The sequence below is a fragment of the Pseudomonas sp. CFBP 5748 genome (assembly GCF_053850495.1).
Genome location: NZ_JBSPTN010000002.1, coordinates 413,848 through 436,995, shown reverse-complemented (window position 1 = coordinate 436,995; position 23,148 = coordinate 413,848). Strand labels below are relative to the sequence as shown.

Sequence of the window (23,148 nt, the reverse complement as noted above, 5' to 3'; positions counted from 1 at the left end):
GGCTCAAAGCTCCTGGCGTTGGTTGTCGGGATCAAAGAAGGGCAACTGCACCACCTCGGCCTGGACGACGATGCCCCCTTCGACACGGATCGGGATGCGTTGCCCCGGGGTGCTTTGGTCGATGCTGGCGTAGGCCAGGCCGATGATCTTGCCAAGGCTTGCGGAATATTCGCAGGACGTGACATTGCCGCTGATGTCCGGCCCGTTGAGCACCAGATGCCCTTCAAGCGGTTGCGGGCTGTTCTTCGGTAGGCTGAAGCCCACCAGTTTGCGTTTTAGCGGCTGGGCTTGGAGGATGTCCACCGAGCGCCGGCCAACAAAGAACGGCTTGCTGCGGTTGACCGCCCAGCCCATGTCGATTTCCGCCGGATGGGTCATGCCGTCGGTGTCCTGACTGATGATCACGTGGCCTTTTTCCAGGCGCAGCAGGCGTTGGGTTTCGACGCCGAAGGGGCGGATGCCGTGGGCCTTGCCGGCCTCCATCAGTGCGTCCCAAAGCTTGAGCCCATGACGCGCCGGCACGTGGATTTCATAGCCCAGTTCGCCGACAAAACCCACTCGCAGCAAACGGGCCTTGATGCCGGCCACGGTGCCCTGGCGCACCCCCAGATAAGGAAACGCTTCGGCGCTCAGATCCAGGTCGGTGCAAACCTGCTCCAGTACTTTGCGCGAGTCGGGCCCGGCGACGTTGACCGCGCAAATGGCCGCGGTGACGTTGGCGACATCCACGTCGAGGCGCCATTGCGCGTTCCACTTGAGCATTTGCTGATAGATCCGGTCGACGCCACTGGTAGTGGCGGTGACGTAGAAGTGATTTTCGGCAAACCGCGCGCAGACACCATCGTCGATCACCACGCCGTGCTCGTTGGTCATCAGCGCATAGCGGGAGCGGCCGACCGGTTGTTTGAGGAAGGCGAAGGTGTACATGCGGTTGAGCAGCTCGGCGGCGTCTGGGCCACGTACATCCAAACCGCCCAGTGTCGAGACGTCGATGAGGCCGACCTTGTTGCGTACATGCAGGGCTTCGGCCTGCATGCAGGCCTCGCGATCCTTGGTATCACCGTAGTAGGCCGGGCGTTGCCAGATGCCGGCGGGCATCATCTTCGCCCCGGCCTGCAGGTGGCGGGCATGCATCGGCGTTTGTCGGTAAGGATCGAATGCGCGACCGGCGACGTGCGCCAGCTTCTCGGCCACAAACGGCGGCCGTGCCGTGGTCACACCGGTTTCGCTGATGTTGCGTTGCGTGGCCCACGCCACCAGCCGTGCGGTCGGCAGCGCCGAGTGACGCCCTTGAGACGGTCCCATGCCGACGGTGGAGTAGCGCTTGACCAGTTGCACGTCGCGATAGCCGACGCGGGTGGCGTTGACGATGTCGGCCACCTGCAGGTCCTCGTCGAAGTCGACGAAGTCCTTGCCTTTGGGGTGCGGGAAGATGGGCCAATTGAAATTGACCCGAGCCTCGCCACTCAATGGCACGCGTTGCGTGCTGACGGTCAGACCCAGCGCGAGGGCGGCTTCGGCGCCGGCATTCACGCCATCGGCAATCACGTTATCCAGATGGTGCCGACCGTTGACCGAGCCGGCGACATTCAGATTCCCTGGCAGGCCGCTGAGGGTGAACTCGGCCCGTTGATCGTCGTAGGCCAGTTTGCCGCCGGCCTGGCACAGCAGTTGATAGACCGGCATGTAACCGGCGGACATGCACAGTAAATCGCACGCCAGATATTGCCCGCTCTCGGCGACCTGGCCCTGTGCGGTGATCTGGCGCACGTCGACACCGTTGATATGGCGCATGCCTTTTTCGTGCCGGGCTTCATAAACGGTGCTGTTGGCCTGACGGTAGATCTTGCGTTGCGCCAGTGCGCGCAGCAGGGCTTCGTCCGCAGGCCCTTGGCGCAGGTCCACCACCGCGACGACTTCCACGCCCTGGTCATGCAGATCAAGCGCGGCGAGGTAACCATCGTCGTTGCCCGTCAGCACCACGGCGCGGTTGCCCGGTTTGACCGCATACAGCTTCATCAGCCTTTGCGCGGCGCTGGTCAGCATCACGCCCGGCAGGTCGTTGTTGCGAAAGATCACCGGCTGATCGAACGCGCCGCTGCACACCAGGCATTGGCGGGCGCGGACCTTGTACAGGCGTTTGCCCTGGATCACCGGCAGGTAGTTATCGGTGAACCAGGCGTTGCACGTGGCTTCGGTGAGGATCTGGATATTGGCGTGTTGCTCGACCGCCGCGAGCAGTTCGCGGCGCAGGTTTTCAGCCTTGTTGCCGTCGATGTCGAAGCGGGCATAGGTGAGCGAGCCACCGAGAATCGGCTGTTGCTCGATGAGCAGCACCTTGGCTCCGGCGTTGGCGGCGGTCAGGGCGGCGTGCAACCCGGCGGGACCGGCACCGATGACGGCGACGTCGGTAAACAGGTAAGCCTTGTCGTAGTACTCCGGCTGGAACTTCAGGTCGAGCACACCGAGGCCGGCCTTCTTGCGAATGATCGGTTCCCAGACTTTCCACATGCCCTTGGGCTTGTAGAACGAGCGGTAGTAGAAGCCCACCGGCATGAATTTGGAAAACTTGCCCAGGTAGGCGTCGCGGTCGTTATCCAGCGAGCCGTTGACGTTCTGCGCCGTCACCTGCAAACCCGCGGACAGCGCGTGAGCGTCGGCCAGCACATTGGGTTCCTGGGGCAGTTGCACCAGGCTGTTGGCGTCCTGGCCAGCCATGGTCAGCGGGCCGCGTGGGCGATGGTATTTGAACGAGCGGGAGATCAGGAAGCGCCCGTTGGCCAACAAGGCGCTGGCGATACTGTCGCCTTGCAAGCCTTGGTAGCGTTGCCCGTCGAAACTGAAATCCAGCGGCTGATCACGGTCGATCAGCAAGCCCATGGGGGCGGGTAGGCGATTCATCCTGCGATCTCCTTGGCGGCGGCGTTGAATTCGACACGGGTGCTGAAGAGCTCTTTAGGATCGAAGGTGCGCAGAATTTCGTCGGTGACGGTATGCCGCTCCGCGAGGAACCAGTAGCTGGAGGGGGTGTGCATCCACCATTCGCGCACCACGCCGGCGAGGTTGTCGGTGTTGAACACGTAGTCCGCCCATTCGCCGTCGCTGCAGGTGACCGGGTCGGGCATGGGTTTGAATTCACCGCCATAGGTGAACTCGCTGATATTGCGCGGCCCGTTGAGCGGGCAAGTCATGATTTTCATAGTCTGCTCTGCGTCAGTGACTGGCCGCCGTGGCGCCCATTTCGTTGACTTGCTGGAAGGTCGAGAAGCGTTCGAGGCCGAACGGTTTGATCAGCTCCGGCACCTTGCCGTCGCTGGCGACCAACTCGGCCATGGTCTTGCCGCAGATCGGCGTGGCCTTGAAGCCCCAGGTGCCCCAGCCCGCGTCGAGGTAGTAATTGTTCACCGGCGACAGGCCCATGATCGGGCTGTAGTCCGGGGTCATGTCGGTGATCCCGGCCCATTGGCGCATCAGCTTGGCGTTGGCCAGGAACGGGAACATCTCGATGGCATGGGCCAGCAGGCTTTCCTTCAAATCGAGCGTGGAACGGGTATTGAACAGTGGATAGGGGTCTGAGCCGCCACCGAATACCACCTCGCCACGACTCGTTTGCTGCACATAGCAGTGCAAGGCAGAGGAGCTCACCAGTGGATCGAGAAACGGCTTGAATGGCTGCGTGACCATCGCTTGCAGCGGGAAGGTCTGGATCGGCGAACGAATCCCAGCCTTGGCCATCAGCAACGAGCTGTGCCCGGCAATCGCCTGCACCGCGCAACCGCACTTGATGGTGCCGCGGTTGGTCTTGACCGCGGTGAGGGTGCCGTTCTCGATGATCAGGTCCTGGACTTCAGTGAGCTGATGGATTTCCACACCGCGCTTGGCCGCCTGTTTGGCGTAACCCCAGGCCACCGCGTCGTGGCGCGCGGTGGCGCCGTCGATGTGCCACAGACCGGCGAGCACCGGCAAGTGGCCGGGATCGAGGTTGAGGCTGGGCACCAGTTCACGGATCTGCTGACGGTCGATCATCTCGCTGCGGCCGCCAAAGTGTTTGTTGACCTCGGCGCGCTGACGGAACGAGCGCACCGTGGCATCGGTGTGGGCCAGGGTCAGTTGGCCGCGCTCGGAGTACATGATGTTGAAATCGAATTCGTTGGACAGCGATTGGAACATCCGCACCGACTCGGCATAAAAGCGCACGCCTTCGCTGGTCAGGTAGTTGGAGCGGATCACCGCCGTGTTGCGCGCGGTATTGCCGCCGCCCAGGTAGGACTTCTCCAACACCGCGACGTTGGTGATGCCGTGGTACTTGGCCAGGTAATAAGCGATGGCCAGGCCGTGGCCGCCGGCGCCGATGATCACCACGTCGTAGCTTGATTTGAGTTCGCATGGTGGCGGCAGATCCACTTCCACCGGGTACTGCGAACTCAGCCCGTATTTCAATAGATTGAATGGCATAGGGCCTCCGATTGGCTGCGTTGGGCCTGGTGTTGTGCAAGGGCTGCGGTGACAGTGTTTTTCATCAGGAAGGCAATGGTCATCGGGCCGACACCACCGGGTACTGGGGTGATCGCCGCGACGTGCGCCAGGGCGCTGTCGAAGTCGACGTCGCCCACCAGACGGCTGCGGCCATCGTCTTCGATGCGGTTGATGCCGACGTCGATCACCACGGCGCCAGGCTTGAGCCAACTGGCGTCGATCAACCGTGGGCGACCCACGGCGGCGATGACGATGTCCGCCTGCCGGCACAGTGCCTGGGGATCCGGGCTGCGCGAATGCAGGAGGGTCACCGAGCAGTCGGCCTTAAGCAGCAACGCAGCCATGGGTTTGCCGACGATGTTCGAGCGGCCGATCACCACCGCGTGCTTGCCGCGCAGATCACCGCAGGTTTGTTCCAGCAAATACAAACAACCACTGGGGGTGCAAGGTGCGAGTACCGTACGACCCTGGCTGAGGCCGCCGACGTTCTGACTGTGGAACCCGTCGACGTCCTTGTCTGGCGCGATAGCCTCCAGTGCCCGTAATTCATCGATATGGGCAGGCAGCGGCAGTTGCAGAAGAATGCCGTGGATCGAACGATCGGCATTCAATCGGGCGATCAGAATGAGTAACTGTTCAGTGCTGGTGTCCGCAGGCAGCCGATGTTCCAGCGAGCGAATACCCACCTCTTCGGCGCGCAGGATTTTGTTGCGCACGTAGACCTGGCTGGCCGGGTCGCTGCCCACCAGGATCACCGCCAGTGCCGGTTCAATGGCTTGCTCGCGCAGACGCTCCACGTCCTCGCGAACCTGTATGAGCACGCGGGCGGCGGTTGCTTTGCCGTCGATCAGTTTGTGCGTGTTCACCGGAAGATCACCGTTCTGTCCTGATTGAGGAAAACCCGGTGCTCCAGGTGGTACTTGACCGCCTTGGACAGGGCCACGGTTTCGGTGTCGCGGCCGGTGGCCACCAGGTCGTCGGGCAGGTAGACGTGGTCGACGCGCTGTACTTCCTGCTCAATGATCGGTCCCTCATCGAGGTCGCTGGTGACGTAATGAGCGGTGGCGCCAATGAGTTTCACCCCACGCTGGTAGGCCTGGTGATAGGGTTTGGCGCCTTTGAAACCGGGCAAGAACGAATGGTGAATGTTGATCGCTCGACCCGAGAGTTGCTTGCACAGGTCATCGGAGAGAATTTGCATGTAGCGCGCCAACACCACGAGCTCGGTGCCGGTGTCGTCGACGATCTTCATCAGTTCGGCTTCCTGCCGGGCCTTGGTCTCCTTGGTCACTGGCAGGTAAATGAAGCGAATGCCTTCGCGTTCGGCCATCGGGCGCAGGTCGAGGTGGTTGGAGACAATGGCGGTGATGGTCATGTCCATCTCGCCCTTGTGGTAGCGGTAGAGCAGGTCGGTCAGGCAGTGGTCGAACTTGCTGACCATCAGCAACACGCGCATGGGCTCGCGGGTGTCATGCAATTCCCAGGTCATGTCGAAGGCTTGGGCGACGTGGGCGAAACCGTCCTTGATCTGTTGCAGGTCGCCTGGGTGACCGTCGTTGAAACGAAACACCGCACGCATGAAAAAACGGCCGCTGAAGTCGTCGTCGAATTGCGCCATCTCCCCGATGTAGCAATGGTTGTCCGCCAGATAGGTGGTGACGGCTGCGACGATGCCGGACACCGCGGGACAGGTGATCTTGATGATGAAATGGTTTTTTTCGTGTTGCATGACACGTCCTCGGGATGATGGCGGCAGCTCATCGCATAGCGAAAAAAATCATCAACGGACAGCAGGCTCATCCATGAGCATATTTTCTTGTTGGGAATAAAATATTCCTGAAATGGCTTTATAGGGGAGTGGAGGCGGGACGTCTAGAGTTTTGGGAAAGATTTTTAACTGAGGGGAATTTTTTGCGAGGGAAGGCGACTCGGTTTCTTCGTTCGAACGCGGTCAAAAATGTGGGAGAGGGCTTGCTCGCGAATGCGCTCTGTCAGTTGATAGAGATGACAACTGGCACATCGCATTCGCGAGCAAGCCCGCTCCCACAGGTTGATCTTCATGCATCGGGAGGGAGGCGTTACTCTTTGTCGTTGCCGTAGTTCATGATCGATAAAAGGCGGATAGGCACCTGCACCAGTTGCTCGGGGCCGTGGGGGATTTCGCCTTCGAACGTCAGACTGTCGCCAGCTTCCATGCGGTAAAGCTGATTGCCGTGGCGATAGATCAGTTCACCTTCCAGCAGATGAAGGAATTCGGTGCCGGGGTGAGAGAAGGTCGGAAACTCCTCACTCGCGTCGTCCATGCTGACCATATAAGCCTCGAAGCTCTTCTTCGGCCCGCGGGTATGGTTGAGCAGATGGTACGTATGGCCTTTCTCGGTGCCACGGCGCACCACTTCCATGCCCTGGTCAGCCTTGACCAGAAGCGCACTGCCGTCTTGTTGGTCGTATTCGCTGAACAACTTGGACAGTGGCAGGCCGAGCACGTCGCACAGACGGCTCAGGGTATCGAGGCTGGTGGATACCTGGGCGTTTTCGATCTTGCTCAACATGCCTTGACTGATATCGGCAATCTTGGCCACGTCAGACAATTTCAGATCCTGGGCCTGGCGCTGACGCTTGATCTGCAAGCCCAGGTATTGCTCAAGCTTGAGGCGCGGGGCGGTTTCGGTCGGCATAGTCATCAAATCCTGCACACTTTCCGTTCAGTAATATTAGTTTCGCACTGAGAAAGTGCAAATGGCGGCGTTCAGCTCGCGTCTATTGAGCGATATTCCCACGGGGAAAAGAATTTTCCCATATATACAGCACAAAAGCGCTTTTCTGAGAGGCTCGGCGCTTCACTCGCGAATCTGGCAAGGGCCTTGCATTCCTATTGGGAAAATAACTTTCTTTTTAGGAATAAAAAGTCAGTCAAGGCCATCCACAATGTTTTGCCCTTTCGCGAGGAGTGACGAGCAATGTTGCCAGCAGAAACCCAGCGCATCATCGACAAGCATGGAATCAAGTACGTGCTTGCGCAGTTTGTGGATATTCACGGTTCGGCCAAAACCAAGTCAGTGCCTATCTGTGGGCTCAAGGCGGTGGCCGAAGAGGGAGCGGGTTTTGCCGGATTCGCGATCAGCGGCATGGGCATGGAGCCCCACGGGCCGGACTTCATGGCCCGCGGCGATTTGTCCACCTTGACTCCGGTGCCCTGGCAGCCGGGTTACGGGCGCGTGGTGTGCATCGGTCACGTCGACGGTAAGCCGCACCCGTACGACAGCCGTTATGTGTTGCAGCAACAAGTGCAACGCCTGGCAGAAAAGGGCTGGACGCTCAACACCGGCCTGGAGCCCGAGTTCAACCTGATGCGCCGCGACGCACAGGGCAAACTGCAACTGGTGGACCTCAGCGACAATCTGGACAAGCCTTGCTACGACTACAAAGGCCTGTCGCGCTCCCGGGTTTTCCTTGAGCGGCTGACCGAAGCCTTGCAGGCAGTGGATTTCGAGGTCTATCAAATCGACCACGAGGACGCCAACGGCCAGTTCGAGATCAACTACACCTACAGCGACGCCATGACCTCGGCGGATCGCTTCACGTTTTTCCGCATGGCCGCCGGCGAAATCGCCAATGACCTGGGCATGATCTGCTCGTTCATGCCCAAGCCCGACCCGAAACGGGCCGGCAACGGCATGCATTTTCACCTGTCGATCAGCAGCGCCGAGAACAGGAACCTGTTCCATGACGCCAGTGATCCCAGCGGCATGGGCCTGTCGAAAATGGCCTATCACTTCGCCGCGGGCCTGCTTGCCCACGGCCCGGCGCTGTGTGCCTTCGCCGCGCCGACGGTCAACTCCTACAAGCGTCTGGTGGTCGGCAATTCGTTGTCCGGCGCGACCTGGGCGCCGGCCTTTATCGCCTTCGGCGCCAACAATCGTTCGGCCATGGTGCGGGTGCCTTACGGCCGCCTGGAATTCCGCCTGCCGGACGCCGGTTGCAATCCTTATCTGGTCAGCGCCGCGATCATCGCTGCCGGCCTGGATGGCATCGATCGCCAGCTGGAAATCGACCACGTCTGCAATGAAAACCTCTACAGCCTGAGCCTGGAACAGATCGCCGCTCGGGGCATCAAGACCCTGCCGCAATCGCTCAAGGAGGCCTGCGACGCCCTGGAAGCCGACCCGTTGTTCGCCGAGGTGCTGGGCCCGCAGATCGTAGGCGAGTTCATCAAGCTCAAGCGCATGGAGTGGGTGGAATACAGCCGCCACGTCTCCGACTGGGAGATCCAGCGCTACACCGAATTTTTCTGACTCAGTGTTTTGCCAACCATTCGGGCACCCGGCTCGGCGTCGGATGTTCAGTGCCTTCGAAGGAGAATTGATATGTGTGGGATCGTAGGTCTTTACCTGAAAAATCCGCAGTTGGAATCCCAGCTCGGCAAGCTGTTTGAACCGATGTTGCAGGCCATGACCGACCGCGGGCCGGACAGTGCCGGGTTTGCCATCTATGGCGATGAAGTGGCGCACGGTTGGGTCAAGCTGACTCTGCAGGCGACCACCGACGGTTTCGATTGGAAAGCCCTGATGGGCGAACTGGAAGGGCGTCTTGGCTGCTCGCTGGACTGGTTCCAGAACGCCAGCGCTGCCGTGCTCAAGATCAATGCTCAGGAGGCGCCGGTACGTCTGGCCCTCGCTGAACTGGCGCCGAGCGTGCGCATCATGAGCGCCGGCCAGAGCATCGAAATCCTCAAGGGCATGGGCTTGCCCCAGGAGATTTCCCAGCGCTTCGGCCTGGCCGGCATGAAGGGCAGCCACATTATCGGCCACACCCGCATGGCCACTGAAAGCGCGGTGACCATGGAAGGCAGCCACCCATTCTCCACCGGCGCCGACCTGTGCCTGGTGCACAACGGCTCGCTGTCCAACCACTTCCGCCTGCGTCAGGAACTCAAGCGCGAAGGCATTCACTTCGAGACCGACAACGATACCGAAGTGGCCGCCGGCTACCTGACCTGGCGCCTGCAGCAGGGTGACTCATTGAAAGAAGCGCTGGATCACTCGCTGGAGGATCTGGACGGTTTCTTCACTTTCGCCATCGGCACCCGCAACGGTTTTGCCGTGATCCGCGACCCGATTGCCTGCAAGCCGGCGATCCTCGCCGAGACCGACGATTACGTCGCCATGGCCTCCGAGTATCAGGCCCTGTCGAGCCTGCCAGGCATCGAGCACGCCAAGGTCTGGGAGCCGGCACCGGCCACTATGTACATCTGGGAACGCGAGTCAGCTTAAGGAGCGCACACATGAAAACCATCGACCTTTCCACGGCCACCGTGCGTGAACTCAATCAGGCGTTGCACGACCAGGTCAACAACGTTGAACACCACGAATGGGTGGTGAGTCATTCGGACGGCAAGCACAACCTCGCGGTCGGGGTGAACGAAGCACTGTCCATCGATATTCAGGGACACGCCGGTTACTACTGCGCGGGTATGAATCAAAAGGCCTCGATCACCGTGCACGGCAACGTCGGTGTCGGTTGCGCCGAGAACATGATGTCTGGCTACGTCCGCGTCAAAGGCAGCGCCTCCCAGGCCGCCGGTGCCACGGCCCATGGCGGGCTGCTGGTGATTGAAGGGGATGCCGGCGCGCGTTGCGGGATTTCCATGAAGGGCATCGACATTGTCGTGGGTGGCAGCATCGGCCATATGAGCTGTTTCATGGGCCAGGCCGGGCGTCTGGTGGTCTGCGGCGATGCCGGCGATGCGCTGGGCGATTCCTTGTACGAGACCCACATCTACGTGAAGGGCACTGTGGAGTCCCTGGGCTCCGATTGCATCGAGAAAGAGATGCGAGCCGAGCACCTCCAAGAGCTCCAGGACCTGTTGAACCGTGCCGGTTTCGCGCACAAGGCGGCTGACTTCAAACGCTACGGTTCGGCCCGTCAGCTGTACAACTTTAAAGTCGATAACGCGTCCGCGTACTGATCCGCGCGAGGAGAACAGATATGAGCGATCCAATCAGCGAAAAAGCGGCTCCGGTACTGCGCGAGTCAGCCACCTTCGACCGCCTGACCATCCAGGAAATCCAACGGGCCGCCGAGACTGGCATCTACGATATTCGTGGCGGCGGCACCAAGCGCAAATTGCCGCACTTCGATGACTTGCTGCTGCTCGGCGCCAGCGTTTCGCGTTACCCGTTGGAAGGCTATCGGGAGAAGTGCGGCACCGATGTGATCCTCGGCAACCGCTTTGCCAAGAAGCCGATCCACCTGAAGATTCCGGTGACCATCGCCGGCATGAGCTTCGGTGCGTTGTCGGCCAATGCCAAGGAGGCCCTGGGCCGTGGCGCGACCATCGCGGGCACCAGTACCACCACCGGTGACGGCGGCATGACCCCGGAGGAGCGCGGTCAGTCGCAGCACTTGGTCTATCAGTATTTGCCGTCGCGCTACGGTATGAACCCGGACGACTTGCGCAAGGCTGACGCGATTGAAATCGTCCTGGGGCAGGGCGCCAAACCTGGCGGCGGCGGTATGTTGCTGGGGATGAAAGTCACCGAGCGTGTTGCCGGCATGCGCACCTTGCCGATTGGCGTCGATCAGCGCAGTGCCTGCCGTCACCCCGACTGGACCGGCCCGGATGACCTGGCGATCAAGATTGCCGAGATCCGCGAAATCACTGATTGGGAAAAACCGATCTACGTGAAAATCGGCGCCAGCCGGCCGTACTACGACGTCAAGTTGGCCGTGAAGGCCGGGGCGGATGTGATTGTGCTCGATGGCATGCAAGGCGGGACGGCGGCAACCCAGGAGGTCTTTATCGAGCACGTGGGGATTCCGATTTTGTCGGCCATCCCGCAAGCGGTACAGGCTTTGCAGGAGATGGGCATGCATCGCAAGGTACAGTTGATCGTTTCTGGAGGGATTCGCAACGGTGCCGACGTCGCCAAGGCCATGGCGCTGGGTGCGGATGCGGTGGCTATCGGGACGGCGGCGCTGATTGCCTTGGGTGATAACCATCCACGCCTGGACGAGGAACTGAAGAAAATCGGCTCGGCCGCCGGTTTTTACGATGATTGGCAGAACGGCCGCGACCCGGCCGGGATCACCACGCAGGACCCGGAATTGTCCAAGCGACTGGACCCGGTGGAGGGTGGCCGCCGCTTGGCCAACTACCTGCGTGTGCTGGTGCTGGAAGCCCAGACCATGGCCCGCGCTTGCGGCAAGTCGCACCTGCACAACCTCGATCCCGAGGATTTGGTAGCGCTGACGGTGGAGTCAGCGGCCATGGCGCGAGTGCCGTTGGCGGGGACCAACTGGGTTCCAGGTTCTGGTACCGGTTACTGACAAAAAACTGTGGGAGCGGGCTTGCTCGCGAAGACGGTGGCACAGGCAAAACCGATGCAAGCTGACCCGCCGCTATCGCGAGCAGGCCCGCTCCCACAAGTCCTGTTCATGGCATTTATATTCGAGAGGCCGAAAAGGCCCGTATCTCATTCTTTACTGCTCGCTGCCCGACACTCACCTTTCTTTGCAGGAGCTTTGAACATGGTCAATCGTCTTCTCGGAAAATCCCTTCTTGGCTTATTGGCGACCGGTGCACTTGCGCCATTGGCCCAGGCCGCCGATGCCCCCGCGTTGAACACTGGCAGCACCGCCTGGATGGTCACTGCCGCGGTGCTGGTGCTGTTTATGTGTCTACCGGGTCTGGCATTGTTTTACGGCGGCCTGGTCCGGGCAAAAAACATGCTTTCGCTGTTCACCCAGTGCTTCGGCATCGCCGGCCTGGTCGGCGTGTTGTGGGTGATCTATGGCTACAGCATGGTGGTTGACAGCACCGGCATGATTGAGGGGCAGGTGACGTTCAACAGTTTTGTCGGCGGTTTGAGCCGGGCCTTTCTGGCGGGCATGACCCCGGAGAGCCTGGTGGGGGATATTCCGGAGGGCGTGTTCGTGACCTTCCAGATGACCTTCGCGATCATCACCCCGGCGCTGATTGCCGGTGCGTTCGCCGAACGCATGAAGTTTTCGGCGGCGCTGTGGTTCATGGCGTTGTGGTTCACCCTGGTGTATGCCCCGGTGGCGCATATGGTCTGGGGTGGCGCGGGCGCTTTGATGCATAACTGGGGGGTACTCGATTTCGCCGGTGGCACCGCCGTGCACATCAATGCCGGCGTCGCCGCTTTGGCCGCGTGCCTGCTTCTTGGCAAGCGCAAGGGCTATCAGAACACGCCGATGCCCGCCCACAACCTGAGCCTGACCATGGCCGGTGCGGCGATGCTCTGGGTGGGTTGGTTCGGCTTCAACATTGGTTCCGGCGGTGGCCTCAACGGCACTTCTGGCATCGTCATGCTCAACACTCAGTTGGGGGCGTGCGCGGGCATTCTTGGCTGGATGTTCACCGAGTGGTTCAAGGTTGGCAAACCCAGCGCTCTGGGCCTGGCCAGTGGTGCCTTGGCCGGGCTGGTCGGCATCACGCCGGCGTGCGCGTATGTCGGCGTCGGTGGTGCGTTGGCCATCGGTTTGTTGTGTGGGGTGTTCTGCTACTTGAGCGTTACCGTGCTCAAGCGGCGCTTCGGTTATGACGACAGCCTCGACGTGTTCGGCTTGCACGGCATTGGCGGGATGATTGGCGCGGTGTTGACCGGGGTGTTCTGTGTACCGTCGGTGGGGGGATTGGTCGAAGGTGTGACCATGGGGTCTCAGGTCGTGGCGCAAATCAAAGGCGTACTGCTGACGACGGTTTACTGTTTTGTCGTCAGTTGGGTCATTCTCAAGGTGATCAACGCGGTGATCGGCTTGCGCGCCGATGAGTCGGTGGAGGAGATGGGGCTGGACCTGGCTGAACACAACGAGCGTGCTTACAACCACTGATCGTTGCTGTTGATCGACACGGTTCACCTTCGAGTGTTCACTTAGAAAAAGTGGTGCTGTATCTACTTGCTTTGGTGTGTATATCCGTTTTTGCGGTAACGGATATACACACCAATCCCCCCAAAAAACACGCTAGGAACGGAAGATCAGAATCTCCGGGAACGGCTTAAGTAAACAGCATTTACACCCTCGAACGGGCCGTACGCGTTGTGCTCAACTCACCACCAGATGGCTGGCAGATGCCTGCCCACGGGCCTGGGCCGCGTGCTGCAACTGGCTGGCGATCAGGGTGTTCTTCAGCAGATAAGCAATGGTCATCGGCCCGACGCCGCCGGGGACCGGCGTGATCGCGCTGGCGACGGTACGCGCGCTGGCGTAGTCGACATCCCCCACCAGATGGCTGCCGGATTCATCAGTAACACGATTGATTCCGACATCGATCACCACGGCGCCAGGTTTGAGCCAACTGGCATCGATCAGCCCAGGACGGCCCACCGCTGCGACGACGATATCGGCCAGTCGACACAACGCCGGGGCGTCGACGCTGCGTGAGTGCACCACGCTGACCGAACAGTGAGCCTGCAACAACAAGGTTGCCATGGGCTTGCCGACGATGTTCGAGCGCCCGACGACCACGGCGTGCAAGCCGCTCACGTCGCCGCAGGTTTCGTACAGTAGACGCATGCAGCCGCTGGGCGTGCAGGGTGTCAGGACTTCCATGCCTTGCACCAGGCCGCCGACGTTCTCGCGATGAAAACCGTCCACGTCCTTGATCGGGTCGATGGCCTGAATGACTGCTGCCTCGTCGATATGCCCCGGCAATGGCAATTGCACCAGGATGCCATTCACCGTGACATCGGCGTTCAGTTGGGCAATCAGTTCCAGTACCTGGTGCTGGCTGGCATTGGCTGGCAGACGGTACTCCAGGGAGCGAATGCCGACTTCCTTGGCCCGCAGCAGTTTGTTGCGTACATAAACCTCGCTGGCCGGGTCTTCACCCACCAACAGTACAGCCAGGGCCGGGTAGATGTGCTGTCCCGCGAGGGCCAGAACCTCTTCTCGAACCTCCTCGAGAACCCGGGCGGAGATGGCCTTGCCGTCGATATCGCGAGCAAGTGCAGGGGTGGTGCTGATCAAAAGAGTCACCGTTGGCTTGAAATGATAGAGGGGCGAAATAATCACCGAGGCGTCGTTGCGCCTCGATGATTCGCGAAGATCTGCAAGCAAGGGCGCTCAGACTACCAATTGATGGCTGCCGTACACCACAAGAACACCTGCGATCAGCGTGAGGTAAGGCCACCAGCCAGCGCGTTTCTGACCCGTATCGGCCTGAACGTAGAGATCGTTGAGCATGGCTTCGGGGAAGAGCCCCTTGTCCTGCACATAGTGGCGGTAGCAGAACACCGGCAGGATCAACAGCGCCAGCAGCAGGCCGGTCATCAGGGTTCCAGCGCCCCAGATATCGGCGCCCAGCCCCATGCAGGCCAGGTTGACGAAGCTCAGCACGCCACCGGCTGCCAGGAGCACGGTAGGGGCTTTGTACGGGCGTATCCAGTCAGGACGATCCAGACGATGGATCCAGCCCGCGTTGAGATTGAGGAAGTTGAAGATGATGTAGCTGACGTTGGACGCCGCGAGCACGAAGACATAGTCGGACATCAGCAACAGCAGCAGGTTGAAACACAGGTCGGTCCACATCGCGGCGGTGGGTGCGCCGTGGTCATTGGTGCGGCCCAGGTATTTCGGCAGCCAGCCATCCACCGACGCCTGGTACAAAGTGCGCGACGAGCCGGACATCGACGTCATGATCGCCAGCAGGGTGGCCAGGACCAGCATGATCAGCACGATGTTGGCCACCAGTTTACCGCCGCCGATACTGTCCGCCATCACCTGGCCGACGCCCATGCCGCTGTAGATCGCCGGCGACAACAGGCCACTGTAGACCGCCGGCGAAACCACGGCGCCGCTGGCGTCCAGCACGGCCGGTGTCACCAGTTGACCGAGCCCAAGGCTGCCTTGAAACGCCAGGGGCACCAGAGTGAACACCAGAATGCACAGCAGGCCGGCATAGAAAATCGCCTTGAACGTGTCGCGCTTGGGGTCTTTGAATTCCCGGGTGTAGCACACCGCCGTTTCGAAGCCGTAGGTGGACCACGCCGCCATGAACAGACCGCCGGCCATCAGCGTCCAGCCGGACAGATCCCAGGGCCCATCGATCACTTGCCCGGCATCATCATGGGCCAGGGGGTACAACGGCAGGAAATTGGCCTGGGCCGCATCGCCGGTGAGCAACGGCACCACACCCACCAGCAGCAAGGGGATCAGCGATGTCACGCCGAGCACCAGGGTCAGACGCGCCGAGCGCAGAATGCCGCCATGCTGCACGGCGAACACCGTCAGCAGGATCAACAGACCGATGGCGAATGTCGCATTGATCCGCAACGACAGGCCACTCTTGATCCAACCCAGATCGAGCAGGGTCAATTGCCAGGTATTGATCAACGCGTCGGCGGGAAACAGTGCGGTGAGTATGTAGCCGGCTGCCAGCCCCGAACCGATCGACAGCACCGGCGACCAGGCCAGCCAGTTGCACCACACCGAAACCGGTGCGATCAGCTTGCTGTAACGCACCCAGGCGACCGCGCCATAGACTGAGGCGCCGCCGGATTTGTGCGGGAACAGCCCGGCGATTTCGGCGTAGGTGAAGGCTTGGATAAACCCGAACAGGATCGACACGATCCAGACGATCCACGCCGGCTTGCCCACTGTGGCGGCAATCGCGCCGATTGAAAACAGCACCAGCGCGGGCACGCCACTGGCAACCCAGAAAGCCCCGCGCCAATCGATCTTGCGGTGCAGGCTGCCAACTGAGCTGGCGGCCTGCGGTACGGTCTCGAACGTAGTCGCTTCCATCTTCGTATTCCCATGTCTGAGTAGCGGAGTAGTGGGGGCAGTCAAAGTCAGGGTGGCGCCCAGGTCCGTCTGGTCGATCAACTGCGTACCCGGCTCTTTTGCGGGTCGTAGAAAATCGCTGCGGTGACCTCGGCGCTGATGCGCTTCTGCAGGCCATCGACTTTGCCGATCTCAAGCATCGTGCCGACGTCGGCGCAGGCCACGTCGACCCGGCACAGCGCGATGTTGCTGGCCAGCAGCGGCGAGCGGCAGGCACTGGTGATGACCCCGACCTGGGCCCGGCCGCGATACACCGGGTCACCGTGGTGGGCGCCTTCGTTGCCACTCAGTTGCAGGCCCACCAGCTTCTGGGCGGGGTGGGCACTGCGCCGCAACAGCGCATCGCGGCCGATGAAATCGTCGGTTTTGCTGTTCATCGGCACGCTAAAGCCGATACCCGCTTCGAAAGGATCGGTCTGGTCGCTGAACTCGTAGCCGGCGAAAATCAGCCCGGCTTCGATGCGCAGCATGTCCAGTGCTTCCAGGCCCAGCGGCACCAGGCCCAGGGGTTGGCCCAGTTGCCAGATCCGGTCCCAGATCCGCTCGGCATCCTCGGGCTGGCACCAGACTTCGTAGCCCAGTTCGCCGGTGTAGCCGGTGCGCGAGATCATCAGCGGGCAGCCGTCGTAACCGTCCAGGCGGCCCACCAGGAAGCGGAACCAGCCCAGGGTTTCCAGGCTCGGTTGGGTCGGTGGGGTCCAGACCATCTGTTTGAGCAGTTCACGACTCATCGGGCCCTGGAGGGCCAGGTTGTGAATCTGCTCGCTGGCGGATTTGACCCAGACCTTCATGCCGAGCTTTTGCGCCTGTTCGCGCAGCCAGACTCCGGCGTAATCCTCGCCGCAGATCCAGCGGAAATTGTCCGGGCCCAGGCGCAGCAGGGTGCCGTCGTCGAGCATGCCGCCGTGTTCGTGGCACATCGCCGAGTACACCACTTGACCCACCGCCAGGCGCCGCACATCCCGGGTCAGGCAGTACTGCATCAAGGCTTCGGCGTCGGGGCCGAGGATTTCGAATTTGCGCAGGGCGGTCAGGTCCATCACCGCGACGCGTTCGCGGCAACCGAGGTATTCCTCGATGGCGCCATAGCCGTCGTAGCGCAGCGGCAGCCACCAGTTGCGGTAGTCGGCAAAGCTGCCGGTCAAGGCTCTGGTGCGTGAATGGAACGCGGACTCACGGGTGAGGATCGGGTCGGCATCGGCCGTGGTACGAGTGCTCATGGCGATGGAAAAACGCTCCTTTTCGCTGTAGATGCGGACATGGATATCGGTCGGGTTCCAGCCGTTGGCCGGGTCGATGTCATCGGGGCATGAGGTGCTGCCACACAGCAGATCGGTCATGGCCCGCAGCAGCACGTAATCGCCGGGCCGCGACCACGGCTCGTCCAGCGTCATCTGCTGGTGGGCGTCGATCCCGGTGTTGAAGAACAAATTGATCGCCGGCCAACCGCTGCGAGCCTCGACCCCATGAGGTGCCAAGGCCCGGCTCAGGTTGTCGCTGCAGTTGTCGTGCCCGAAGTAGCCATGGCTTTCGTAGTAGCGCGCGGCGCAGGCCAGGGCGAAGGAGTCGTGGCGGCCGACGGTGTCACGCACCACCTCCAGCATCGGTTGCATCTGCCGGTCGAAAAACTTCGAGAACAATCCCGGTGCCGGGTAGGCGCTGCCGTTCAGGGTGCGGGTGACGGTCTGGTCCAGGTCCAGTTCCAGGCCGCGATCCAATGCCCGCCGATCGAGGGCGACGAAGTCCGAGCATTGGCGACCGGCCACGTCCAGCACCTGCACGTACTGCCCTTTGCCGACCGTGTAACTGTGGGCGGTGCCGGCGTGAATAGTGAATTCATCGAGCAACTCGCCCAACGGTTCGGGTAATGCCGGGAGCAGCAGCGACGAGGGATTGGCCCGTGTCACCCACAACCGCAGTTCGCTGGGCCGGTACTGCCGATCGACGGACGTGGGACCCGCGGGCGCGGCGACAATCACTAACAGTTCATCGTTGGCGACAAACTGGCGGCTGAAGTCGGCAGGGCTGTCCTCGTCCCAAAGTGAAGCGGCACTGGGCAGGTGGTCCGGATCAACGCCGCGTCGGCGCAACGCCTGGTGGATACGTCGAGCTTGCAAGGTCGGTTCGGCGAGCCGTGCGCCGATGAATTCGCAAGCCGACGAACCGCTCAACGCCCAGGCCGACAGCGCGCTGCGGCCGAGCGTATCCATGGCCAGCAATTGGCAGGGTTGCCGGCCTTCAAGGTCGATCACTTGCAGGCTGTCGCCGGGCTGCAGCGCGACAAGGGTCAGGCCGCCGGCGCCCACCCGATAGCGCTCCAGGTCCGGGACCCGGGCAAAGAGTCCGGGCTCGCGCGGATGGGAAACACGAGGTGCGTTCATGGTGGCGCTCCCGGGTCAACCGATCGACTTGACGGACATCGGCGGCTCAGCGAGGTACGCCGCCATCGAGTCGTCCAGCGCATGCAGCCAGGGGGTGTGGTGCGGCGGTGACTGGGTTCCGGTCATCAACGAGCGATAGGACTTGTCGCGATAGCCCATGATGTTTTCCGCTTTGTCGTGCTTCCAGTGCAGGAAGGTTTCATTGACGGCGGCGATGTCGAAGTTCGGGTAGTCGGTGGCGTCCACCAGGTGCTGGATGTAGGCGCCCTGGTATTCGAACATTTGCTGGTTGGTTTCCAGGGTCTGTTCCCGTTCGTGCCATTGCCGGCTGTCGGCGATCATTTCGGCCTGGCCGGGCAGTTGAATACGCCCCAGGATGACATCGCGGGCGTACCAGGCTTGGGCGTCGAACATGTTGAACGAGTACCACTGGTCCTGCATGCCGAGGTAGATCAGCTGCGGGTTGGATTCCCAGAAAATGCCTTTGTACAGGTTCATCGGCCACAGCCGGTTATCGGTCTTGAGGCACAGTTCGTCCGGCAGGAAGGGGAAGTGATGTTTGTAGCCGGTGCACAGGATCACCGCATCGATGTGCTTGTGGCTGCCGTCGATAAAGTACGCGCGGTTTTTTTCCAGGCGCTGCAACAGCGGTTTTTCTTCCCAATTGGCGGGCCAGTCATAGCCCATCGGCGCGGTGCGGTAGCAACTGGTGATGCTGCGGGCGCCGTATTTGTAGCACTGGGAACCGATGTCTTCGGCAGAATAGCTGCTGCCGACGATGAGCAGATCCTTGCCCTTGAACTCCAGCGCATCGCGGAAATCATGGGCGTGCAGGACGCGCCCGCCGAACTGCTCGAATCCGGGGAAGTACGGCATCTTCGGCGTCGAAAAGTGCCCGCAGGCGTTGATCACATAATCGAACTCCTCCGAGGTCTGGGTATCGCTGCCGTGGTCGTGGGCGAGCACCGTGAAGCGGCGAGTCGCTTGGTCAAAGGTGACCTGGCGCACCACGTTGTTGAACCGGATGTAATCTCGTACCCCGGCTTTTTCGACGCGGCCCTTGATGTAATCCCAGAGCACTTCTCGCGGCGGGTAAGAGCCGATGGGGCGGCCAAAATGTTCCTCGAAGGTGTAGTCGGCGAACTCCAGGCATTCCTTCGGGCCGTTCGACCACAGGTAACGGTACATGCTGCCATGCACCGGCTCGCCGTTCTCGTCCAGACCGGTGCGCCAGGTGTAGTTCCACATGCCGCCCCAATCCTGCTGTTTTTCAAAGCACACCAGTTCGGGAATGGCGGTGCCCTTGTCGCGGGCTGACTGGAAGGCGCGAAGTTGAGCCAGGCCGCACGGGCCGGCGCCGATGATTGCTACGCGTAGTGTCATGAGCGTGCCTCCTGAAGGGTTTCAGCGAAAGATCACTGTCTTGTCCTGGTTGATGAACACCCGGTGTTCCAGGTGGTATTTCAGGGCTTTGGAAAGGGCGACGGTTTCGGTGTCACGGCCGATGGCAACCAGCGAGTCGGGCAGGTGCGTGTGGTCGACGCGCTGGATTTCCTGCTCGATGATCGGTCCCTCATCGAGGTCGCTGGTGACGTAATGGGCGGTCGCACCGATCAGCTTCACGCCCCGGTCATACGCCTGGTGATAGGGTTTGGCGCCCTTGAAACCGGGGAGGAACGAGTGATGGATGTTGATGGCCCGACCGGACAGCTGCTGGCACAGGCCATCGGAGAGAATCTGCATATAGCGCGCGAGCACCACCAGGTCGGTCTGGGTGTCTTCGACAATGCGCATCAGCTCGACTTCCTGGCTGGCCTTGCTGTCCTTGGTGACCGGCAGGTAGATGAAGCGAATGCCTTCGCGTTCGGCCATGGCCCGCAGGTCCAGGTGATTGGAGACCACCGCAGTGATGTGCATGTCCATCTCGCCCTTGCGGTGGCGGTAGAGCAGGTCGGTCAGGCAATGGTCGAACTTGCTGACCATCAGCAGCACCCGGGTCGGCTGGCTTGAGCAGAACAGTTGCCACTGCATGTCGAAGCCGCCAGCCAGGTCGCCCAGGTCTTCACGCAGGGCGCCAATATCGCCGGTCACGCCGGTGTTGAAACGAAAGACCGCGCGCATGAAAAACTGCCCGGTGAACTCGTCGTCGAATTGCGCGAGCTCACTGATGTAGCACTGTTGCCGGGCCAGGCAGGTACTGATGGCGGCGACGATGCCGGACGCCGCCGGGCAGTTGATCTTGAGAATGTAGTGTTCGCTGGAGGTGTCCATCGAGGGCTCCCTGTGCAAGGTGGTAGAGGCTCAGCCCTTGGCCGTGCGCTTGGTTTTTTCCGGGTCGTCGAAGGGAAGGGCGTGGGTCACCGCGGCGCTTTCCTGGCTGCCACGCACCTGCAAGGCAATCCCGGGAACCGCGCAGGCGACGTTCATGCGGGCGATGGCCATGGAGCGTTTGCTCAGGCGCGAATACATGCCGCAGGTGATCACCCCGACTTGCTGATTGCCTTGCCACAGGGTGTCGCCCGCCTCGGCGGCGCGCACACCTTCGAGCAACACGCCGGTGATCTTGAAACGCTCCTGGCCGCGCAACCGGAAGTGCTCCTCGGCGCCACGAAATTCGCGTTTGTCTGGAGAAACGGTGAAATCCAGGCCCATTTCCCACAGGGTGTCGCCGGCCTTCTGGTCGGCGAAGGGGTACATCTGCGAGTTGTCGTAGGGGAAAAACATCAGCGAGCTTTCGACCCGCAACCAGTCCAGGGCGGTAAAGGCGCACGGGATGATGCCCAGGCCCGCGCCCTGTTCGAGGATGTTGTCCCACAGCGCCGGGGCGTCGGCCGCCTTGCAGAAAATCTCGTAGCCGCGTTCGCCGGTGTAGCCGGTGCGAGAGATCATCACCGGGCGATCGAACAGGCGGGTTTGCAGGTGATGGAAATAGGGCAACTGACGAATCCCGGGGACGTGCTCGGCGAGAAAGTCCACCGCCAGCGGTCCTTGCAGCGACAGGTCGTGCAGGTCGTCGTCGAACAGCACCGCCACTTGCCGGCCCTGGGATGAACGCACCAGCATTTCGTGACCGCTGCCGGCGCCGTGGACCACCATGAACGCGTTAGGCCCGGTGCGGTAGACGATGCAGTCATCGACGAACTTGCCTTCCTCGTTGAGCATCGAGGCGTACACCGATTTGCCGGGGTAGAGCTTGGCGATGTCGCGGGTGGTCGCCCATTGCAGCAGGCTTTCGGCATGGGGCCCGACGTAGTGGACTTTCTTCAGCCCGGAAACGTCCATCAGCCCGGCGCGGGTGCGGATCGCTTGATGGTGATCGGCCAGGTCGCTGGCATAGGTCCAGGCCGTGCCCATGCCGTTCCAGTCTTCCAGGTTCGAGCCGAGCGCGCGGTGCCGTTCGGCCAGTGCAGAAATACGCCATGAATGAGCCATGTGGAGGATCCTTGTCGGTGAAAGTGGGTCAGGGTTCAGGCCTGGTCGAAGCGGCTCAGCCACTGGACCAGGGTCTGGCGGTAGCGGCTCATGCCTTTGTAGTCGGCGATCGGCTCGGGCAGGTCGCGCAGCACGCGGTGCAGGCGACAGCCCCAGCCGGGTTGAGTGACCAGTTCGTCCATGCTGATGAGGTAGGTGCGGATGCTGAACATCACCGCGTTGCTGCGCGGCAGGCGGGCCATCACTTGCAGCTCGACGCGCAGATGAACCTGCTGCCCGACGTTTTCGGCGGTGATGCGGCCGCGGTCGGCGCCCCATTCATGGAATGTCTCGGGCGAGGAGTCCAGGCGCGGGTTGATCGTCAGCGTCCAATTCAGGCGCCGCACCGGTTGGCCCACTTGCAGGTTGAGCAGGTACTTCAGCGCGCGGTCGAACACGCCCATCTGATGGGCCATGGGCACCGGTGAATGCCACTGCTTGAAGCTCATGCCGGCGTCGAAGGCCAGGGACCAGTCGGCCGGGCTGGTAACCAGGCCGGCGTCCATGTACAGATCGCCGTCGCGCTGATCGAGCAGGGCAAAATCACCCTGCACCTGGCGGCCGATGAACGCCAGCGGCTCGCAGGGCAGGCTGCTGGCGTCACCGAAGACAAAGTGCTGATCGATATTGAGCAGCGTGTTGTGCCAATGCCAGTGATCACCGTCACGGGCCAGCCGGAACCATTGCGGATAGTCAGTGGCGAGGTGTTCCATGAGCATCTGCAGCGCATCCCAGGCGGCCACTTGCATGTGCGGCATCACCAGATAGCGGCGTGGATCCTTGTCCAGCACCAGGGCGCGTTCGGCCATTTCCGAGCGGTAGTGTTCGTCGATGTCGAAGCCATGCTCATAGATCGAACCGGGGTCGCGGGAGGTGGCCGGTTCGATATTTACCGAGTACAGGTAGCTGTCCTCGACAAAGGGAAAGGGAAAACGACGGATGGCCGCGGGGCTGTTGCGAAAGCTGAAGTCGTCGCGATAGCTCAGCACAGGGCTCGTTTGCAGGGGCATGT

18 protein-coding genes are annotated in these 23,148 nt (G+C 61.5%); 5 read left to right on the top strand and 13 right to left on the bottom strand.

Annotation, left to right across the window (positions count from 1 at the left end; genetic code table 11):
* Nucleotides 1-3: 3 nt before the first annotated feature.
* The 6 genes from ACWNZ1_RS06545 to ACWNZ1_RS06520 all read right to left on the bottom strand — a co-directional run bounded on the left by ACWNZ1_RS06545 (nucleotide 4) and on the right by ACWNZ1_RS06520 (nucleotide 7,160).
* Complete coding sequence (locus ACWNZ1_RS06545) at nucleotides 4-2,901, bottom strand: 2Fe-2S iron-sulfur cluster-binding protein (protein WP_456027499.1); 2,898 nt, start codon at nucleotides 2,899-2,901, stop codon at nucleotides 4-6.
* On the bottom strand, nucleotides 2,898-3,200 hold the full coding sequence (locus ACWNZ1_RS06540) for a sarcosine oxidase subunit delta (protein ID WP_135844955.1): 303 nt from the start codon (nucleotides 3,198-3,200) through the stop codon (nucleotides 2,898-2,900). The genes ACWNZ1_RS06545 and ACWNZ1_RS06540 overlap by 4 nt, the downstream gene beginning before the upstream one ends.
* A gap of 13 nt (nucleotides 3,201-3,213) precedes the next feature.
* The gene (locus tag ACWNZ1_RS06535) at nucleotides 3,214-4,455 is read right to left on the bottom strand and encodes an FAD-dependent oxidoreductase (RefSeq protein ID WP_456027498.1); all 1,242 of its coding nucleotides are present in this window, start codon (nucleotides 4,453-4,455) and stop codon (nucleotides 3,214-3,216) included.
* The gene (folD, locus tag ACWNZ1_RS06530) at nucleotides 4,437-5,342 is read right to left on the bottom strand and encodes a bifunctional methylenetetrahydrofolate dehydrogenase/methenyltetrahydrofolate cyclohydrolase FolD (protein WP_135844957.1); all 906 of its coding nucleotides are present in this window, start codon (nucleotides 5,340-5,342) and stop codon (nucleotides 4,437-4,439) included. Before folD (ACWNZ1_RS06530) ends, ACWNZ1_RS06535 begins: the two co-directional genes overlap by 19 nt.
* Entirely contained in the window at nucleotides 5,339-6,205 is an 867-nt protein-coding gene (purU, locus tag ACWNZ1_RS06525) for a formyltetrahydrofolate deformylase (RefSeq protein WP_265073001.1), read from the bottom strand. Before purU (ACWNZ1_RS06525) ends, folD (ACWNZ1_RS06530) begins: the two co-directional genes overlap by 4 nt.
* Nucleotides 6,206-6,554: 349 nt before the next feature.
* Complete coding sequence (locus ACWNZ1_RS06520) at nucleotides 6,555-7,160, bottom strand: helix-turn-helix domain-containing protein (protein WP_109755155.1); 606 nt, start codon at nucleotides 7,158-7,160, stop codon at nucleotides 6,555-6,557.
* Nucleotides 7,161-7,436: 276 nt separating this feature from the next.
* Here ACWNZ1_RS06520 and glnT point away from each other — a divergent pair, with 276 nt between their 5' ends.
* From glnT to ACWNZ1_RS06495, 5 genes are all read left to right on the top strand, one after another.
* The gene (gene glnT / locus ACWNZ1_RS06515; RefSeq protein ID WP_135844959.1) at nucleotides 7,437-8,771 is read left to right on the top strand and encodes a type III glutamate--ammonia ligase; all 1,335 of its coding nucleotides are present in this window, start codon (nucleotides 7,437-7,439) and stop codon (nucleotides 8,769-8,771) included.
* A 72-nt stretch (nucleotides 8,772-8,843) separates the two neighbouring features.
* Nucleotides 8,844-9,749, top strand: coding sequence for a class II glutamine amidotransferase (locus ACWNZ1_RS06510; protein WP_135844960.1), 906 nt, complete (start codon nucleotides 8,844-8,846; stop codon nucleotides 9,747-9,749).
* Between the two features lie 11 nt (nucleotides 9,750-9,760).
* Nucleotides 9,761-10,444: a GltB/FmdC/FwdC-like GXGXG domain-containing protein gene (locus ACWNZ1_RS06505; RefSeq protein ID WP_135844961.1), complete on the top strand. Its 684-nt coding sequence runs from the start codon at nucleotides 9,761-9,763 to the stop codon at nucleotides 10,442-10,444.
* A gap of 20 nt (nucleotides 10,445-10,464) precedes the next feature.
* Entirely contained in the window at nucleotides 10,465-11,805 is a 1,341-nt protein-coding gene (locus ACWNZ1_RS06500) for an FMN-binding glutamate synthase family protein (RefSeq protein ID WP_135844962.1), read from the top strand.
* Nucleotides 11,806-12,006: 201 nt separating this feature from the next.
* A complete protein-coding gene (locus ACWNZ1_RS06495; protein ID WP_456027497.1) occupies nucleotides 12,007-13,332 on the top strand; it encodes an ammonium transporter in 1,326 nt (441 codons plus the stop codon).
* A 213-nt stretch (nucleotides 13,333-13,545) separates the two neighbouring features.
* Here the strand turns inward: ACWNZ1_RS06495 and folD (ACWNZ1_RS06490) are convergent, their stop codons facing one another.
* The 7 genes from folD (ACWNZ1_RS06490) to ACWNZ1_RS06460 all read right to left on the bottom strand — a co-directional run bounded on the left by folD (ACWNZ1_RS06490) (nucleotide 13,546) and on the right by ACWNZ1_RS06460 (nucleotide 23,146).
* Nucleotides 13,546-14,469: a bifunctional methylenetetrahydrofolate dehydrogenase/methenyltetrahydrofolate cyclohydrolase FolD gene (gene folD, locus ACWNZ1_RS06490; protein ID WP_456027496.1), complete on the bottom strand. Its 924-nt coding sequence runs from the start codon at nucleotides 14,467-14,469 to the stop codon at nucleotides 13,546-13,548.
* Between the two features lie 96 nt (nucleotides 14,470-14,565).
* Nucleotides 14,566-16,245 (bottom strand): APC family permease, encoded by a 1,680-nt coding sequence (locus ACWNZ1_RS06485; RefSeq protein ID WP_456027495.1) that lies wholly within the window; start codon nucleotides 16,243-16,245, stop codon nucleotides 14,566-14,568.
* A 77-nt stretch (nucleotides 16,246-16,322) separates the two neighbouring features.
* Entirely contained in the window at nucleotides 16,323-18,665 is a 2,343-nt protein-coding gene (locus tag ACWNZ1_RS06480; RefSeq protein ID WP_456027494.1) for a DUF1989 domain-containing protein, read from the bottom strand.
* Nucleotides 18,666-18,680: 15 nt separating this feature from the next.
* On the bottom strand, nucleotides 18,681-20,048 hold the full coding sequence (locus ACWNZ1_RS06475) for an NAD(P)-binding domain-containing protein (RefSeq protein WP_135844964.1): 1,368 nt from the start codon (nucleotides 20,046-20,048) through the stop codon (nucleotides 18,681-18,683).
* A gap of 21 nt (nucleotides 20,049-20,069) precedes the next feature.
* Entirely contained in the window at nucleotides 20,070-20,936 is an 867-nt protein-coding gene (purU, locus tag ACWNZ1_RS06470; protein WP_109755144.1) for a formyltetrahydrofolate deformylase, read from the bottom strand.
* Nucleotides 20,937-20,966: 30 nt separating this feature from the next.
* Nucleotides 20,967-22,097 carry an aminomethyltransferase family protein gene (locus tag ACWNZ1_RS06465; protein ID WP_256452665.1) on the bottom strand — a complete coding sequence of 377 codons (1,131 nt, stop codon included), beginning with the start codon at nucleotides 22,095-22,097 and terminating at the stop codon, nucleotides 20,967-20,969.
* A 35-nt stretch (nucleotides 22,098-22,132) separates the two neighbouring features.
* Entirely contained in the window at nucleotides 22,133-23,146 is a 1,014-nt protein-coding gene (locus ACWNZ1_RS06460; protein WP_135844966.1) for a heme-dependent oxidative N-demethylase family protein, read from the bottom strand.
* Nucleotides 23,147-23,148: the final 2 nt, after the last annotated feature.